Consider the following 15,931-nt stretch of genomic DNA (forward strand, 5'->3'; position numbering starts at 1 on the left):
TGAGAAGATGACGCTCAGGGGATTTTTTTGTCAGATTACTGACATTGTGTTTGTTTGCTGATGTTAGTCACTCACGCCAGAGTGACAACGAGGTTTCTGAAGCATGGCTAACTTTTTTATCGATCGCCCAATCTTTGCCTGGGTTTTAGCGATCATCATTTCTTTATCCGGCGCACTCGCTATCTATTTTCTGCCGGTTGAGCAGTATCCCGATCTGGCTCCGCCAAACGTCAGGATTTCTGCAACCTATCCCGGTGCATCAGCACAAACATTAGAAAACACTGTTACTCAGATTATTGAACAAAACATGACCGGCCTCGATAATCTGATGTACATGTCTTCACAGAGTAGTAACGACGGTAAATCGCAGATTACCCTGAGTTTTACTGCCGGAACCGATCCGAATGAAGCGCTGCAACAGGTACAAAATCAACTGCAACAGGCGCTTAAACGTCTGCCACAGGATGTTCAGACGCAAGGGGTGACGGTATCAAAAACCGGTGATACCAACCTGATGATGGTGGCGTTTGTGTCCACAGACGGCAGTATGGATAAACAGGATATTGCCGATTATGTGGCTTCCAATATTCAGGATCCGCTGAGCCGCGTGCCCGGCGTCGGCAGCATCGATGCTTACGGCTCACAGTACGCGATGCGTATCTGGCTGGATCCGGATAAACTCAATAATTACCAGCTGACCACTGCCGATGTGGTCACCGCCATCAAAGCGCAAAACAGTCAGGTCGCCGTGGGCCAGCTCGGCGGCGCGCCTTCGGTGGATTTTCAGGCGCTGAATGCCACCATTAATGCCCAGGCGCAGTTACAGACGCCGGAGCAGTTCCGCCAGATCACGCTGAAAGTGAACCAGGACGGCTCACAGGTCAAACTTGGCGATGTCTCAACTGTCGGTCTTGGCGCAGAAAACTATGCGCTGCTGAGCCGGTATAACGGACAGGCGGCTTCCGGTATGGGCGTGAAACTGGCGTCCGGTGCGAACGAACTGCAAACGGACAAAGCCGTTCGTGCACGTCTCGACGAACTCTCTCACTATTTTCCACACGGTCTGAAAGCCGAAATTGCCTACGAAACGACGCCATTTGTTAAAGCGGCAATCACGGACGTCGTGAAAACGCTGTTTGAAGCTATCGTGCTGGTGTTTTTGGTGATGTATTTATTCCTGCAAAACTTCCGCGCTACGTTGATCCCGACGATTGCCGTGCCGGTGGTCTTACTGGGGACTTTCGCCGTACTGCATCAGTTCGGCTACAGCATAAATACCCTGACGATGTTCGCGATGGTGCTCGCCATCGGCTTGCTGGTGGATGACGCCATCGTGGTGGTGGAAAACGTCGAGCGCGTAATGAGCGAGGAAGGCCTCAGTCCCCGAGAGGCGACGCGAAAATCGATGGGGCAAATTCAGAGTGCGCTAGTCGGGATTACGATGGTGCTGTCAGCGGTATTCGTGCCGATGGCGTTCTTCGGCGGAACCACCGGCGCGATTTATCGCCAATTCTCCATCACGATTGTCTCGGCGATGGTACTGTCAGTCTTTGTCGCCCTGACACTGACACCGGCGCTGTGTTCGACCATTCTTAAACCCGTCACGCAGGGGCATCACCACGGCAAACGCGGCTTCTTCGGCTGGTTTAACCGGATGTTTGACCGCAACGCCCGTCGCTATGAGAACGGCGTGGCACGGGTGCTGCGTAACAGCCTGCGTTACATGCTCGGTTATGCCGCACTGGTCGCGGTGCTGGCGGTCATGTTTATCAAATTACCCACGTCGTTTCTGCCACTGGAAGACCGCGGGGTATTCACCGTGCAGATTCAGTTGCCGCCGGGTTCGACGTTGCAGCAAACCCAAACAGTCGTGGAAAAGGTCGAAAAGTATTTTCTGACTGAAGATAAGAAAGACGTACTGTCGGTGTTCTCGACCATAGGTGCAGGGCCGGGTGGTAACGGGCAGAACGTCGCACGTATGTTTGTGCGCCTGACGCCATGGGATGAACGTACCGGCACAGATGACTCTTCCTTTGCCCTGATTGAACGGGCAACCAAAGCGTTTAACAAGATCACTGAAGCCCGTGTTATCGCCAGCAGCCCACCTGCCATCAATGGTCTCGGCAGCGCGACCGGCTTTGATATGGAATTACAAGATCACGCCGGGCTGGGCCACGACGCGCTGATGGCGGCACGTGATCAGTTACTGGCGATGACCGCTAAAGACAGCAATCTGACCCGTGTGCGTCACAACGGTCTGGATGACAGTCCGCAGTTGCAGATCGATATCGATCAGGTGAAAGCGCAGGCTCTGGGTGTGGCAATTACGGATATCAACAGCACGCTGAGCACCGCGTGGGGCTCAACGTACGTCAATGACTTCGTTGATCGTGGCCGCGTGAAGAAAGTCTATGTGCAGGCCGCAGCAAAATACCGCATGTTGCCGGATGATATCGATCGCTGGTATGTGCGAAACTCGGCCGGAACCATGGTGCCCTTCTCCGCTTTTGCGACGTCAAAATGGCTGACCGGTTCGCCACGTCTGGAACGTTATAATGGCTATTCCGCGCTGGAAATTGTGGGCGAACCGGCAGCGGGTATCAGCAGTGGTACCGCCATGGATGATATGGAAAAACTGGTAGCAAAATTGCCGGTCGGGATTGGCCTTGAATGGACCGGACTGTCATATCAGGAAAGGCTGTCAGGCTCACAGGCACCGGCGCTGTATGCGATTTCCCTGCTGGTGGTATTCTTGTGTCTGGCCGCGTTGTATGAGAGCTGGTCAATTCCGTTCTCCGTCATGCTGGTGGTGCCGCTCGGGGTACTGGGGGCGGTCATTGCCACCTGGCTGCGCGGGCTGGAAAACGATGTCTATTTCCAGGTCGGGATGCTGACTATCATTGGTTTGTCGGCGAAGAACGCGATTCTGATTGTCGAATTTGCCAATGATCTGAATGTCCGCGGGAAGGCATTACTGGAGGCCACCCTGGAAGCCGCAAGAATGCGTCTGCGTCCGATTCTGATGACCTCGCTGGCGTTTGTTTTCGGTGTTTTGCCAATGGCAACCAGCATGGGTGCCGGTTCAGGCAGCCAGCACGCGGTCGGTACTGGCGTGATCGGCGGGATGATTTCCGCAACGATTCTGGCCATTTTCTTCGTGCCGCTGTTCTTCGTCCTGATCCGCCGCCGGTTTCCCGGGAAAATCGTGCATCCGGTGATTGCTGATATCGTTGAGACTGTGCCCGCAGAACATAAATAACGGTGCTGGATAACGGACAACAAAAAAGGCGTTAATAGAGATTAACGCCTTCTTTATTAATGATTTACTGGCTGTGAGAATCGTCGATAAATCGGACGTAATGATCTTCCTGAACAAACGTTTTTTATAATGACGTGCTGCACTGAGAATAAATCTTTTCTTTGCTTTAACGGTAACGATGTGGGGCAATTACGCTTTCAACATACGGTCGATAAAGTCTTTCCAGTGACCTAACTCTTGTTCTAACATTTTACTCCCCTTGATTGGACGAACGCATTATACGTCTATTTTTTAACCATGCAAAAACTCCATCATTATTTTTTAAGCGCGATCACAATCCCGCCCTGTCTGGATCCTGCCGACGTTTTGCCTCATTATGTGTTCTATCCTTACGCCCGTTTTTATGCGGGTGAAAAGTTCTTATTTTACTGACAGGTTACGTTTTTCTATGGCAACGACTTCTGCTCCAACCTCTTTTATTCTCTACGGCATAAAAAATTGCGATACCGTCAAAAAAGCCCGACGCTGGCTGGAAGAAAACGGGGTTGACTATCAGTTTCATGATTACCGTGTCGAAGGACTGGATGGTGCGTTGTTGCAAAACCTGCTGGATAAACAGGGCTGGGAAGCCATGCTTAATACTCGCGGGACAACCTGGCGTAAGCTCGATGAAACGACACGCGCCGCCTGCAATAACGAAGCCAGCGCCAAAGCCGTGATGCTGGAACAACCTGCGGTAATCAAACGCCCATTTTTACTGGCCGCAGAGGGTCAGTCCCTGCTGGGATTCAAACCAGAAATCTATCAGCAATTCCTCGCACAGGTGAAGTAACATGAGTTGTCCGGTTCTCGATTTAGCCCAACAGTTAATCCGCCGCCCTTCCCTCAGCCCGGATGATGCCGGTTGTCAGGAGATTATGATTGCCCGCCTCAGGGCCATTGGTTTTCACATTGAACCGATGCATTTCGGCGATACCCTGAACTTCTGGGCAACGCGGGGAGAAGGTAAAACGCTGGCATTTGCCGGACATACCGATGTCGTCCCGACCGGCGATCACAAACTCTGGGTCACCGGCCCGTTTGAGCCCACGCTGCGCGACGGCATGTTGTATGGTCGCGGTGCGGCAGATATGAAAGGTTCCCTGGCGGCGATGGTGGTGGCAGCGGAGCGTTTTGTCGCCGCCAATCCCCACCATCAGGGGCGTCTGGCTTTTCTCATTACTTCTGATGAAGAGGCCAGCGCCGTTAACGGCACCGTGAAAGTAGTGAATGCGTTAATGGCGCGCAATGAACGCCTTGATTACTGTCTGGTAGGTGAGCCTTCCAGTACCACGCGCGTCGGCGATATCGTGAAAAATGGCCGCCGTGGTTCCATGACTGCCAATCTGCATGTGCATGGCGTTCAGGGACACGTCGCGTATCCGCATCTGGCAGATAATCCGGTGCACCGCGCCATGCCGGCACTGAACGAACTGGTCGCTACCGTGTGGGATAACGGCAACGAATTCTTCCCGCCGACCAGCATGCAAATCGCCAATATCAACGCGGGCACCGGCAGCAACAACGTCATTCCGGGCGAACTGTATGTGCAGTTCAACTTCCGGTTCAGCACCGAGCTGACCGATGACATTATCAAACAGCGCGTGGCAGAACTGCTGGACCGGCATAACCTGCAATACACCCTGAACTGGGTGGTTTCCGGCCAGCCCTTCCTGACATCACGCGGTGCGCTGGTGGATGCGGTGGTCAATGCGGTGCGTCATTACAGCGAAATCACGCCGGAACTGCAAACTACCGGCGGTACTTCAGACGGGCGTTTTATCGCACTGATGGGGGCGCAGGTGGTCGAACTCGGGCCGGTCAACGCCACTATCCACAAGATCAATGAATGCGTCCATGCCGCCGATCTGCAGGTGCTCAGCCGCATGTATCAGCGCATCATGGAACAGTTAGTCGCATGATCGATCACGAGATGCTGACCGGGCGCTCCGTTGCACATCTGGTGACGCTGGGTGAAGGGCCACACCGGTTGCAGAAAGAGGCGGCACACGCATTTGAAAAAATGCATCAGGCAGCCCGTGAGGCTGGTTTTGACTTACAACCGGCCAGTACCTTTCGTGATTTCGATCGGCAACTGACCATCTGGAATGGCAAATTTCGCGGCGAACGACCAGTATTAGATAAGAACAGCCAGCCGGTAGATATCCGTGCACTGACGACCGCAGAACGTTGTGAGCTGATTTTACGCTGGTCTGCACTGCCGGGCGCCAGCCGTCACCACTGGGGCAGTGATCTGGATGTGTATGATCCTTCATTGCTTCCGGCAGGTAAAACGCTGCAACTGGAGCCGTGGGAATATGAGCAAGACGGGTATTTTTATCCGCTGAACCAATGGATGTCAGCGCATATGGCAGAGTTTGGTTTTTACCGCCCGTATGCCGAAGACCGCGGCGGCGTGGCTGTCGAACCCTGGCATCTGAGCTACCAGCCGCTGGCGGCGGAATGTGAAAAACAGCTCACGCCGCAGGTCTTACTCAGCGCCTGGACCGGAAAAGACGTGGCTGCCGCAGACTGGTTAGCCGGGCAAATAGACACCCTTTTCCCGCGATTTATCGCCCCCTCACCCCTTTAAGGAGTACACCATGGAGTGGATTAAAGATTACTGGTGGATCGTTCTGATCATTCTGGTCGGCATGTTCATCAGCGGTATCAAAGAGCTGAACCGCGTTGATGTGAAAAAGTTCCTGAAAGACAAACCTGAAATCCCGCCGCATCGCGACAATAATGCCGAGTGGGATAAAGATGACGACTGGCCAAAGAAAAAGTAACGCCCCGTCAGCCTCTCATCGTTAATCAATATTAGTCGGCGGATAATCTAGCGATTCTCCGCCGATTGACTTTCTCTCCTGCCATTATCATGCGACATGAAACTGATGCATGGAGAGAGCAAGTCCTTTGCAAACATTACCTATTTCCCGGGCGGACCACGCAGTGCCTGAACGCTTCGACGCCTCGCAATTTCTGGGTCTGGCTCCGTTTTTACGCATGAGCATCGCAGGCGAAGAATGGTCTGACATTGCGCAGGTGCTGATCACCCGTGCGCAGCAATCCCCTGATGACGCCGTATTGTGGATGAATCTTTCTACCGTCATGCTGTGTCTGCAACGCACTGAACTGGGTCTGACTATTCAGAATCAGGCACTGGCGATGCAGCAGGTCTATACCCTTCGTGCCGCGCGACAACCGGCAACATTACGCTTACTGATACTGATGGTGCCCGGTACGCTTTCTGCGAACGTACCGCTGGATTGCCTGCTGGAAAACAGCGATATCGAGCTGATTTATTACTACATTACGCAAGAAGCCCCGTTTGAAGCCCCGATCCCTGAGCACGATTTAATGATGGTCGGCATCAGCGCCACCACTGAAAATTTGTTCCTGTTGCAGCAACTTGAGAATGTCACGCAACATTGGCCGGTGCCTGTTATCAATGCGCCACAACATATCCCGAATTCTGAGCGCCACACTGCCAGCCGGTTGTTGCAAAACAAACCCGGTTTAGCCATTGCACAGGCGCATGCGGTGACATTTGCCACTTTATCGGCCGTCGCCGCCGGAGAAACCACGCTGCACGATGCGTTGCCTGAAAGCCACTATCCGGTGATCCTGCGTCCTGCCGGTTCGCACGGCGGCCACGGTCTGGAAAAAATTACCTGTCAGAAAACACTCGCGGACTATCTGACCCGCGTGCAGGTTGAAGATTATTTCCTGTCGCAGTTTATTGATTACAGCAATAAAGACGGCCAGTTCCGTAAGTACCGAATTTCGTTGATCGATGGCGTGCCTTATGCCTGTCATATGGCGATTTCATCCCACTGGATGGTGCATTACGTGAACGCTTTCATGTACGAAGACATTCAAAAACGCGAAGAAGAAGCGGCATTTCTGAACAACTTCCGGGCATTTGCGACGCGCCATCAACAGGCGCTGCAAGCGATTTATGACGCCACGCAACTTGATTATCTGGGCATTGATTGCAGTGAAACGCCGGACGGCAGGTTGCTGGTGTTTGAAATCGATCCGGCCATGGTGGTACATGCGATGGATCTGGAAGTGATGTTCCCGCACAAACAAATCCACATGAATAAAGTTAAAACAGCATGCCGCGAGTTGCTGCTATCCCGTGCCCTGGCGCACACCAACATCTCTGCTGATGCGTTTAAAGGACAAGAATAAATATGATTTCACGTAACGCTCTGAATTTCTCCGGTGGACCTGGTGCATTGCCGGAAACCGTGCTCACTCAGGTTGAAGCTGCAATAAAAGAAGTGCCGGAGGTGGGGCTGTCGATACTGGGTATCAGCCACCGTTCAGACTGGTTTGCCGCCATTGTGCAGGAAACAGAAAACAACATCCGGGCCCTGCTCGGGTTATCGAAAGATTTCCATATCCTGTTCCTGCAGGGCGGTGCAACACAGCAGTTTTCGATGGTGCCGATGACCCTGTTACGCGGTCAGAAGCACGCCGCCGAATATCTGGATACCGGTTACTGGAGCAGTAAAGTCGTCACCGAAGCGCGTCGCGAAGGGCCGGTAAAAGTCCTGTGGAGCGGTGAGTCCTGCGGATTTAACCGTCTGCCTGCGGACGAAGAGCTGGCATTCTCGCCTGATGCGCCGTATCTGCATTATGTCTCTAACGAAACGGTGGAAGGATTACAGTTCCAGCGCGTTCTCGGCCGCGACGATGTGCCCCGTGTCTGCGATATGTCTTCTGATTTTCTGTCCAAACCGTGCGATGCGAACAAATTTTCCGTGATCTACGCCCACGCACAGAAAAACATCGGCCCGGCAGGCGTCACCATCGTACTGGTGCACGATACCGTCGTGAAAGCATCTTCAGATGAATTGCCGTCATTCCTGAACTACCGTCGTCAGGTTGAATCCCATTCCAACCTCAATACGCCGCCGGTGTTTGCGATTTACGTTGTACTGCTGGTCACCCGCTGGTTGCTCAACGATGTTGGCGGTCTGGAAAATATGGAACAGACCAACCGCCATAAAGCGGAACTGTTATACGCGATGCTCGACAATAGCAATGGCTTCTACAATGGCTGGAGCAGCAAAGCAGACCGTTCATCTATGAACGTGGCCTTTAAATTGCCTGATGCGGACCTGGAGAAAAAATTCCTGGCAGAGAGCCATGAAGCTGGCTTTTCCGGCCTGGCGGGTCACCGCGCGATTGGCGGTATCCGTGCCTCTATCTACAACGCCCTGTCGCTGCCGGCAGCCGAAAAGCTGACGAACTTCATGGATGATTTCATGCGTAAGAACCGCAAATAATCACCCTCAGTCAGCCATAAAAAAACGCCCCCGGTTGTGATACAGCCGGGGGCATTTTTTATTAAAGTCGCGAAAAATTAATGCTGATGTGATTTCGGCTCGTAGTTTTTCAAATGCGCTATCGCCGTATTAATCATATGCGAATCCAGCCCGTGGCCCATGCCCGGCTGAAGATTGAGCGTACATTCACAACCTAATGATTTCAGACGTTCTGCCGCACTTTTCGACTGGAACGGATTAATCACCGGATCCTGCTCCCCATGAATGAAATGCACGACCGTACCGGCGGCAATCGGTTTTTCCGGAAGCGTTGAAAAACGTCCGCTGAACGCGATAATACGCGACGCCAGATGCTCTTCTACTTTCGTTGATTCCAGCGCCATGATGGTGCCCTGCGAGAAACCGACTAATGTGGTGTGTTCCGGCGGGACACCGGTTTTTTGCTGCCAGTCACGCACAATCTGCACAAAAACTGGCATTGCGGCATCGACACGCGGCTGACGGTTTTGCTCAGTCACACCCTGAACTGAGAACCACTGGAAGCCCCGGCCAAAATCACAGATATCCGGACTGCCGACGCTGATCACCTGCGCCTGCGGAAATGAAACAGCGAAAAATTTACCGATTTCCCCCATTGAAATCGGATTATCGCCTACGCCATGAAACAATAAAATCAGCTGATTAGCCCTTTCCTCCGGCTGCCGGACGATGATCTGTTCTGAGCTCATTGCTCTCTCCCGTTGTCGAATAATGGGTTCACTATACGCCGCCTGCCGGTCAGTGAAATCGGGTTTTATTGAACGAGTCTTTCCATTTATTGCAATGAAAGCGGGGGCTTATCCGCCCATACCCGCCTCTTTCAGTATCTGCTGCGTTTCCTCACGCCAGCGCGAAACCAGCGCTTTGCGCCCGGAAAGCCGCAAGTGTTGTACGATGTCCGCCACGCTTTTCCCTTGCTGCAAATACGCACGCAACGCCGTCAGCGGCAAATCACTGTGCAGCAAAACACGGCTGAGCGCAGGTAAACTGCTTTCCAGCGGACGATGGGCGAAGGCAAATCCGCTCAGCTCGCGCCAGTCGGCGTCATCGGGTTGTGTATCTGCAGCGATATTGAGCGGCAGAGTTAAATCCACCTGAGGTGCCAGCCAGCGCCAGTCCCGCTGAAGCTGATGCACGGCGTTGTCCGCCAGTGCCTGCCCCGCCGCGCTCAGCGGTAATATCGCCATCGCAGCATAACACCCGCTGCTGGCTTCTTTGTGCATACTCATGCGTACCAGCCGGAATCCGGTCTGCTGCCACAGAGCAGCCAGCTCCGTGGTGTAACCAAAACTGACCGACAGAAAATCCAGCCCCGCCTGCTGAGCCTGCCGTTTCTGCGTCAACAATAAATGACGGGCAATCCCCTGACGACGGAATAACGGGTGCACGGCAATCCGGCTGATGCGCCGTGAACGCATGACGGCAGCCTCCGGGAACCCCGCGTGCGCGGCAAGCGACTGCGCCACCAGATTCCCGCGCGGACGCCGTCTTCCGGCCCAGACTTCCTGCGCCAGCGCTGCGCTAAGGCCGCCCTCATCCACCAGCCATAACGCGCCGGTCAGCGTATTGTTGTGCCGTGAGGCGCTGAACGTCATGCCCGGCGCATCCAGCAGACGCCGCAGATCCAGCGGCGACGTGCGGTAATGTGCGCTGGTCAGCAGGCCGTAGAAATCCTCTAACAGCACCGGTTCATTCAGCCAGTCGTCAGCATGAATCGGAAAAATTTCTGATGTACCGCGCGCCTCACCGGCCACCGGCAAATGCTCGTCAAACAGTAATAAATCGCTGATAAACGGCTCAAGCGTGTCGGATGATGACCAGCGGATGGGTGCGTTCAGACGCAGGTCATGCCACTGCGGCAAAGACGCACAGAATTTGAGTAAGAATCCGCGTCCGGTGCCTTCGTACCCCTGAACCGTAGTGGTGAGCAACACGCGCGGAAAAGCCGCGATAATTTCCGACAGCATCGGGGCCGGAATGGCGGCAGCTTCATCGATGATCAGCCAGTCAACGCCGGTTACCGCGCCTTCGCGACATAAGGCAAGCAATGCATCAGGTGCGATAAAGCGGGCAGAGTCTGTTTGCTGATTAAGGATCTGGCTGGCAGAGGCTTTAGCCGGTGCGGTTACCCGGCAGGTACCCGGCCAGTGTTTGACCAGCATTCCCGCCAGTGTCGATTTCCCCCGCCCGCGCGGCGCGGTCAGCACCCACACGCCGGAACCGGCCTGCATCAGTTGTTTTAAAATCTGGGACTGCTCAGAGGTTGGCTGGCCGTCGGGTGGCAGCCAGTCGGGTGCGGCAGGCAGAGGAGCAATAGTTAAAGGCTGACCCTGCCGGCAAATCGTAATGCCAGAGTCTTGCTCAAGGAAAGACCGGAAACGACGTATAAAACGCGGAGTGGGGATTGGCCGGGGTTGCTCGCTCCAGCGCAGGCTGTCCGCGTCCGGCGTGTCAGCCCAGCAATGCCATTCCGGTATCAGCAGAATCAGCCAGCTTCCGGCTTTTAATGTGCCTGAAAACGCCGCCAGTGCCTCGACATTCAGACCATAACGCGCATCAAACACACCGTGAAAAATATCCTGCCCGAGCAACGTATGTGCCGCTGAAGGCGGACAGGAAGTGACGCCGTCAGGCGGTGAATCGCTCAGCCAGAGCCAGTCACCCACACTATGTGCAGAAAACAGAATCGCCTGTTGCTCACACCACTGCGTTGCGCCACTGAACACCAGCAAACGCCGGACGCCCAGCCGCTGCAACTGTTGCTGTAGCAAAGTGGCAGACATCTCAGGTTTTCCCGATAATCATCGATAACAGACCGGCAGCAATCAGCGGCCCGACCGGCACGCCTTTAAATAACGCCACCCCCAGCACGGTGCCTACTAACAGGCCAGCCACCAGATGCGGCTGCGTGCCCATCAGCGTCAGGCCACGCCCGCCCAGCCACGACACCAGCACACCAACCAGAATGGCAACGATGGATTTCCAGTGGAGGAAAGAATGTACAACGGTACTGGCGCTGATTTTTCCGCTGGCAATCGGTGCCATTACCCCAATAGTGAGAATAATAATACCGAGGGTCAGACCGTATTTTTCTATCCACGGAAAAAAGCTGTTCAGCGGCGTGATGCGCACCGTGAGGAGGAAAAACATGGCGATGGTGACGGCGCTGTTATGGCTGATAATGCCCAGACCGGCGAAGACAAGTAAGATCAATAGCGTTGGATCGAGAAAAGCCATGGCGTTCCCAGCGGGTCAACATGAAAATGAAAGAGAGATCCGCAGACCTCTCCGGATCAGTCACTGATTATTAAACAGTTTTTAGCAGCAAACCAGCGCTTCCTGCCACATAATCAGCGGCTGGCAAAGGTATTACACTGGTCAGGATTACCGGTATCAAACCCGCGTTTGAACCAGGTATAACGCTGCCGGGAAGTCCCGTGGGTAAAGCTGTCCGGCACCACGCGCCCCTGACTTTGCTGTTGCAACCGGTCATCGCCGATGGCCTGTGCGGCATCCAGCGCTTCTTGCAGGTCACCCTCTTCGAGAACGTTTTGCTGCTGCATCGCATGTCCCCAGACACCGGCATAACAGTCAGCCTGTAATTCCATTTTTACCGATAGCTGGTTTACCACAGCCTGCGATGCGCCCTGTTGCAACTGGCGAACCTTGCGTTCAGTGCCCAGCAGATTCTGCACGTGATGGCCGACTTCATGCGCCACAACGTAGCCCTGTGCAAAATCGCCCCCCGCCCCGAGTTTGTCCTGTAATTCCTGATAAAAAGACAGGTCGATATAGACCGTGCTGTCCGCCGGGCAATAGAACGGGCCCATTACCGACTGGCCGGTACCACACCCGGTGCGGGTCGCGCCGCGATACATCACCAGTTTGGGCTCACGATAAGTCATGCCCTGCTTCTGGAAAATGTCTTTCCAGGTGTCTTCTGTCGAGGCAAGGATCACCGAGGTGAATTTTGCCTGCTCGTCATCTTTCGGGCTGATGGATTGTGATTGTGTTTGTTGCTGCATGCCGCCGGACTGACCACCATCAATCAGCGGCGTCAGGTCGATACCGTAATACCCGGCGACCAGCACCACGATGATGATCACGATACCGCTTTTGCCACGGATCGGCAGGCGCATTCCTCCGCCACCTAAACCGCCGCTGTTAGCTCCCTGTCCGCGTCTGTCTTCTACATTGTCGCTTTCGCGACGCCCTTGCCAACGCATAATCACCTCCAGACTGTTTTTGTAAGACTAGCCAGCACACGCGGTTAATACCATCCGCGAAGGGACGTAATTTTAGGGAAGTCAGAATTAAATGAAAGAAAGCAGGGCAGGAAGACAAAAATAAAACGCAAATAAAAGAACGGGAAGCGGTATCCGCCCCCCGTTTAGCGCCAGCGCAGACTGCGTAAACGATTGCGCAGCCTGGCTAAAAAAATAATGCGCAGCTTAGTCCAGTTTCACACCGATACGGTGAGCGACTTCTTCGTAAGCTTCGATCAGGCCACCCAGACTCTGGCGGTAACGGTCTTTGTCCATTTTGTTCAGGGTTTCTTTATCCCACAGGCGGCTGCCATCAGGAGAAAACTCATCACCGAGCACCACTTCACCGTTGAACAGACCGAATTCCAGTTTGAAGTCGACCAGGATCAGACCGGCGTCATCAAACAGTTTGCTCAGCACGTCGTTGGCTTTGTAGCTCAGCTCTTTCATGCGTGCGAGGTTTTCTTCATTCACCCAGCCAAACGTCTTGCAATACGATTCGTTGACCATCGGGTCATGCATGGCGTCATTTTTGAGGAACAAATCGAACAACGGCGGATTCAGTTCCAGACCTTCTTCAATGCCCAGACGTTTTACCAGCGAACCTGCAGCACGGTTACGGATAACGCATTCAACCGGGACCATATCCAGTTTTTTCACCAGCACTTCGGTGTCAGACAGCAGGCGTTCCATTTGGGTTGGAATACCGGCTTCTTCCAGCTTAGCCATGATGAAATGGTTAAATTTGTTGTTAACCATGCCTTTACGGTCGAACTGCTCAATACGCTGACCATCCAGTGCTGACGTATCGTTACGGAACTCCAGTACCAGAAGGTCCGGGTTTTCGGTGGTGTAGACGGTTTTCGCCTTGCCGCGATACAACTCAGCTAACTTTTGCATCTTTACTTACTCCAGTGGAAAAAACAGATGTAAAAAGGGGCCGGAGCCCCTTGGTATTATTTTGCGCTGCTCTGGCTAAACGCGGCCTGCATGACCGCCACCATCGCATCGTTCTGCGACTGGCTGAGAGCATGACCTTTCGGATCAAGGAACTGCAAGCTGCTGCGGTTGTCCAGATCGCCAACCTGAAGTTTGTAATCACCGGAAGTCAGGCCCGGATCTTTCGCACCCAGTGTCTGCCATGCATCGTCATTCAGCGGTTTGTAGGTCACAGACAATGTGCCTTGCGGACGGCTGCTGTCGGTCACTTTCATGCCAGCTTTTGCCAGGGCATTTGGCAGACGATCCCACACAACGCCGTAGTTCTCACGGACAATCAGCACCGGCAGGCCGGTATCATCTGCGCCGCTCTGAACGTCAATCTCACCAACACGACGGTTGTCGAGACGCGCCTGCGTATCCTGCTGCACTTTATCCAGACTCGCCGTGATGGAGTTCATCATCTGGCTGTTATAACGCTGGATTTCAGCGGAAGACGTCACAGCTTTATCCTGTTGTTTCAGCTCAAGCGTTTTCACCGTCAGCGCTAACTGGTAGCTCTGCTGTTTCACGCTAACCTGATAACGTCCCTGATACTGGAAGTCTTCATCCGCACGATTCCAGTCAATGAAATCAGTGGTGAGCGTCTGGTTAGCGTCATCACGGTTGGCAATTTTGAAGTTATTTTGCTCAACGGCTTTCACGACGTTATTCCACAGGTCACGGTTCTGTGCGGTGTTTTCCAACAATACGGTACTGCTGTCACCAGAAAACTGCGTCTGAGAACCATTCAGCAGCGCCAGTGGCTGGGAAGGAGGACGGATGTCAAGCTGCTTACCTACCGCGCCTTGCATTGCACCGGGCTGAATTTCGTACGTTCCGTTCTGCACTGGCAAAATCATGCCGGTCGGCGCTTTGAGCTCATGCAGCCCTGCCGCATCCAGGTAGGACTCATCACCACTGACCTGGCGTTTGTAACGTTGATCACTTGAACAGGCGGCCAGCAACATGATCAGGGAAACCCCGACCACTTTCGCTACCGCCGTTTTCTGCAAACGGGTCATCTGGAAACTGTTCTTGTCAAATAAAGAGGCCATCAAATCTTCCTAAGAGTTACAGCAAACCGGCGCTTTTTAATGCTTCTTCCACGACCGGACGGGCAGCATCTGTTAACGGCGTCATAGGCAGACGCATCGTATCGGTTGCCATCAAACCCAGTGCCTTACAGGCCCATTTCACCGGGATTGGGTTTGCTTCTACAAACAAATTCTGATGCAAAGGCATCAGGCGCTGATTCAGGCGACGCGCTTCGGCAAAGTTGCCAAGCGCAGCCAGCTCACAAAGTTGGGCCATCTCACGGGCAGCTACGTTAGCCGTGACGGAAATAACACCCTTACCACCGAGTTGCATAAAGTCCAGACCGCTGGCGTCATCGCCGCTCAGCAGAATGAAATCTTCATCATCAACCAGCACTTGGATCTGACTAACGCGACTTAAGTTCCCTGTTGCTTCTTTAACAGCAACAATATTCTTCAATTTTGCTAAACGCGCGATGGTCTGCGGCAACATATCGCAGCCGGTACGTGACGGCACGTTGTAGAGAATTTGCGGCAGAGAGGTATTTTCAGCGATGGCCTTGAAGTGCTGATACAGACCTTCCTGCGTCGGACGGTTGTAATAAGGGGTGACAGTCAGACAACCAACAACGCCACTTTTTTCAAAACGTTGCGTAAGAGAAATCGCTTCAGCGGTCGCGTTTGCGCCGGTGCCTGCGATAACAGGAATGCGTCCATCAGCCAGTTCCAGCGTCTGTAAGACCACGTCACCGTGCTCTTCATGGCTCAACGTGGCCGACTCGCCGGTCGTGCCAACGGAAACGATCGCCGCAGTACCACTGGACACATGATAATCAATCAGTTTTTTCAGACTCGCGCGATCGACAGCACCTTTGGTGTCCATCGGCGTAACCAGTGCAACAATACTTCCCGTAAACATTGACCTTCCCCTCCACAAACAGGTCACTCATGGTACTTTTGACACCACTGCAAAAGCAAGCAATCAACGAGCGGTAACCGCTTGTCCGGCGGTTT

General features: G+C 53.7%; 14 protein-coding genes. 7 read left to right on the plus strand and 7 right to left on the minus strand.

The window, feature by feature from the left end:
* The first annotated feature begins 103 nt into the window (after positions 1 to 103).
* The 7 genes from acrD (at position 104) to ETV65_RS23960 (ending at position 8,598) form a co-directional block, all read left to right on the plus strand.
* Positions 104 to 3,259 carry a multidrug efflux RND transporter permease AcrD gene (acrD, locus tag ETV65_RS23930; protein ID WP_129955582.1) on the plus strand — a complete coding sequence of 1,052 codons (3,156 nt, stop codon included), beginning with the start codon at positions 104 to 106 and terminating at the stop codon, positions 3,257 to 3,259.
* 448 nt (positions 3,260 to 3,707) lie between these two features.
* The gene (locus ETV65_RS23935) at positions 3,708 to 4,091 is read left to right on the plus strand and encodes an ArsC family reductase (RefSeq protein WP_129955583.1); all 384 of its coding nucleotides are present in this window, start codon (positions 3,708 to 3,710) and stop codon (positions 4,089 to 4,091) included.
* A 1-nt stretch (position 4,092) separates the two neighbouring features.
* Positions 4,093 to 5,220 carry a succinyl-diaminopimelate desuccinylase gene (gene dapE / locus ETV65_RS23940; RefSeq protein WP_129955584.1) on the plus strand — a complete coding sequence of 376 codons (1,128 nt, stop codon included), beginning with the start codon at positions 4,093 to 4,095 and terminating at the stop codon, positions 5,218 to 5,220.
* 11 nt (positions 5,221 to 5,231) lie between these two features.
* Entirely contained in the window at positions 5,232 to 5,891 is a 660-nt protein-coding gene (locus tag ETV65_RS23945) for a M15 family metallopeptidase (RefSeq protein ID WP_205951638.1), read from the plus strand.
* Between the two features lie 10 nt (positions 5,892 to 5,901).
* The gene (locus ETV65_RS23950) at positions 5,902 to 6,087 is read left to right on the plus strand and encodes a YpfN family protein (protein ID WP_013576544.1); all 186 of its coding nucleotides are present in this window, start codon (positions 5,902 to 5,904) and stop codon (positions 6,085 to 6,087) included.
* A 109-nt stretch (positions 6,088 to 6,196) separates the two neighbouring features.
* A complete protein-coding gene (locus tag ETV65_RS23955) occupies positions 6,197 to 7,495 on the plus strand; it encodes a hypothetical protein (RefSeq protein WP_240782877.1) in 1,299 nt (432 codons plus the stop codon).
* Positions 7,496 to 7,497: 2 nt separating this feature from the next.
* The gene (locus ETV65_RS23960) at positions 7,498 to 8,598 is read left to right on the plus strand and encodes a phosphoserine transaminase (protein ID WP_129955586.1); all 1,101 of its coding nucleotides are present in this window, start codon (positions 7,498 to 7,500) and stop codon (positions 8,596 to 8,598) included.
* Positions 8,599 to 8,675: 77 nt separating this feature from the next.
* Here the strand turns inward: ETV65_RS23960 and ypfH are convergent, their stop codons facing one another.
* From ypfH to dapA, 7 genes are all read right to left on the minus strand, one after another.
* Complete coding sequence (gene ypfH / locus ETV65_RS23965) at positions 8,676 to 9,326, minus strand: esterase (RefSeq protein WP_129955587.1); 651 nt, start codon at positions 9,324 to 9,326, stop codon at positions 8,676 to 8,678.
* A gap of 108 nt (positions 9,327 to 9,434) precedes the next feature.
* Positions 9,435 to 11,420 (minus strand): GNAT family N-acetyltransferase, encoded by a 1,986-nt coding sequence (locus ETV65_RS23970; protein ID WP_129955588.1) that lies wholly within the window; start codon positions 11,418 to 11,420, stop codon positions 9,435 to 9,437.
* Between the two features lies 1 nt (position 11,421).
* On the minus strand, positions 11,422 to 11,874 hold the full coding sequence (locus tag ETV65_RS23975; protein ID WP_129955589.1) for a DUF441 domain-containing protein: 453 nt from the start codon (positions 11,872 to 11,874) through the stop codon (positions 11,422 to 11,424).
* A gap of 113 nt (positions 11,875 to 11,987) precedes the next feature.
* On the minus strand, positions 11,988 to 12,863 hold the full coding sequence (locus ETV65_RS23980) for a neutral zinc metallopeptidase (protein ID WP_129955590.1): 876 nt from the start codon (positions 12,861 to 12,863) through the stop codon (positions 11,988 to 11,990).
* A 225-nt stretch (positions 12,864 to 13,088) separates the two neighbouring features.
* Positions 13,089 to 13,802, minus strand: a complete 714-nt coding sequence (gene purC / locus ETV65_RS23985; protein WP_015698209.1) for a phosphoribosylaminoimidazolesuccinocarboxamide synthase — start codon at positions 13,800 to 13,802, stop codon at positions 13,089 to 13,091.
* Between the two features lie 56 nt (positions 13,803 to 13,858).
* The gene (bamC, locus tag ETV65_RS23990; RefSeq protein WP_129955591.1) at positions 13,859 to 14,938 is read right to left on the minus strand and encodes an outer membrane protein assembly factor BamC; all 1,080 of its coding nucleotides are present in this window, start codon (positions 14,936 to 14,938) and stop codon (positions 13,859 to 13,861) included.
* Positions 14,939 to 14,954: 16 nt separating this feature from the next.
* A complete protein-coding gene (dapA, locus tag ETV65_RS23995; protein WP_013576553.1) occupies positions 14,955 to 15,836 on the minus strand; it encodes a 4-hydroxy-tetrahydrodipicolinate synthase in 882 nt (293 codons plus the stop codon).
* Positions 15,837 to 15,931: the final 95 nt, after the last annotated feature.

This window comes from Rahnella sp. RFA10(1/100) (genome assembly GCF_004195115.1).
Taxonomy (GTDB): Bacteria; Pseudomonadota; Gammaproteobacteria; order Enterobacterales; family Enterobacteriaceae; genus Rahnella; species Rahnella perminowiae.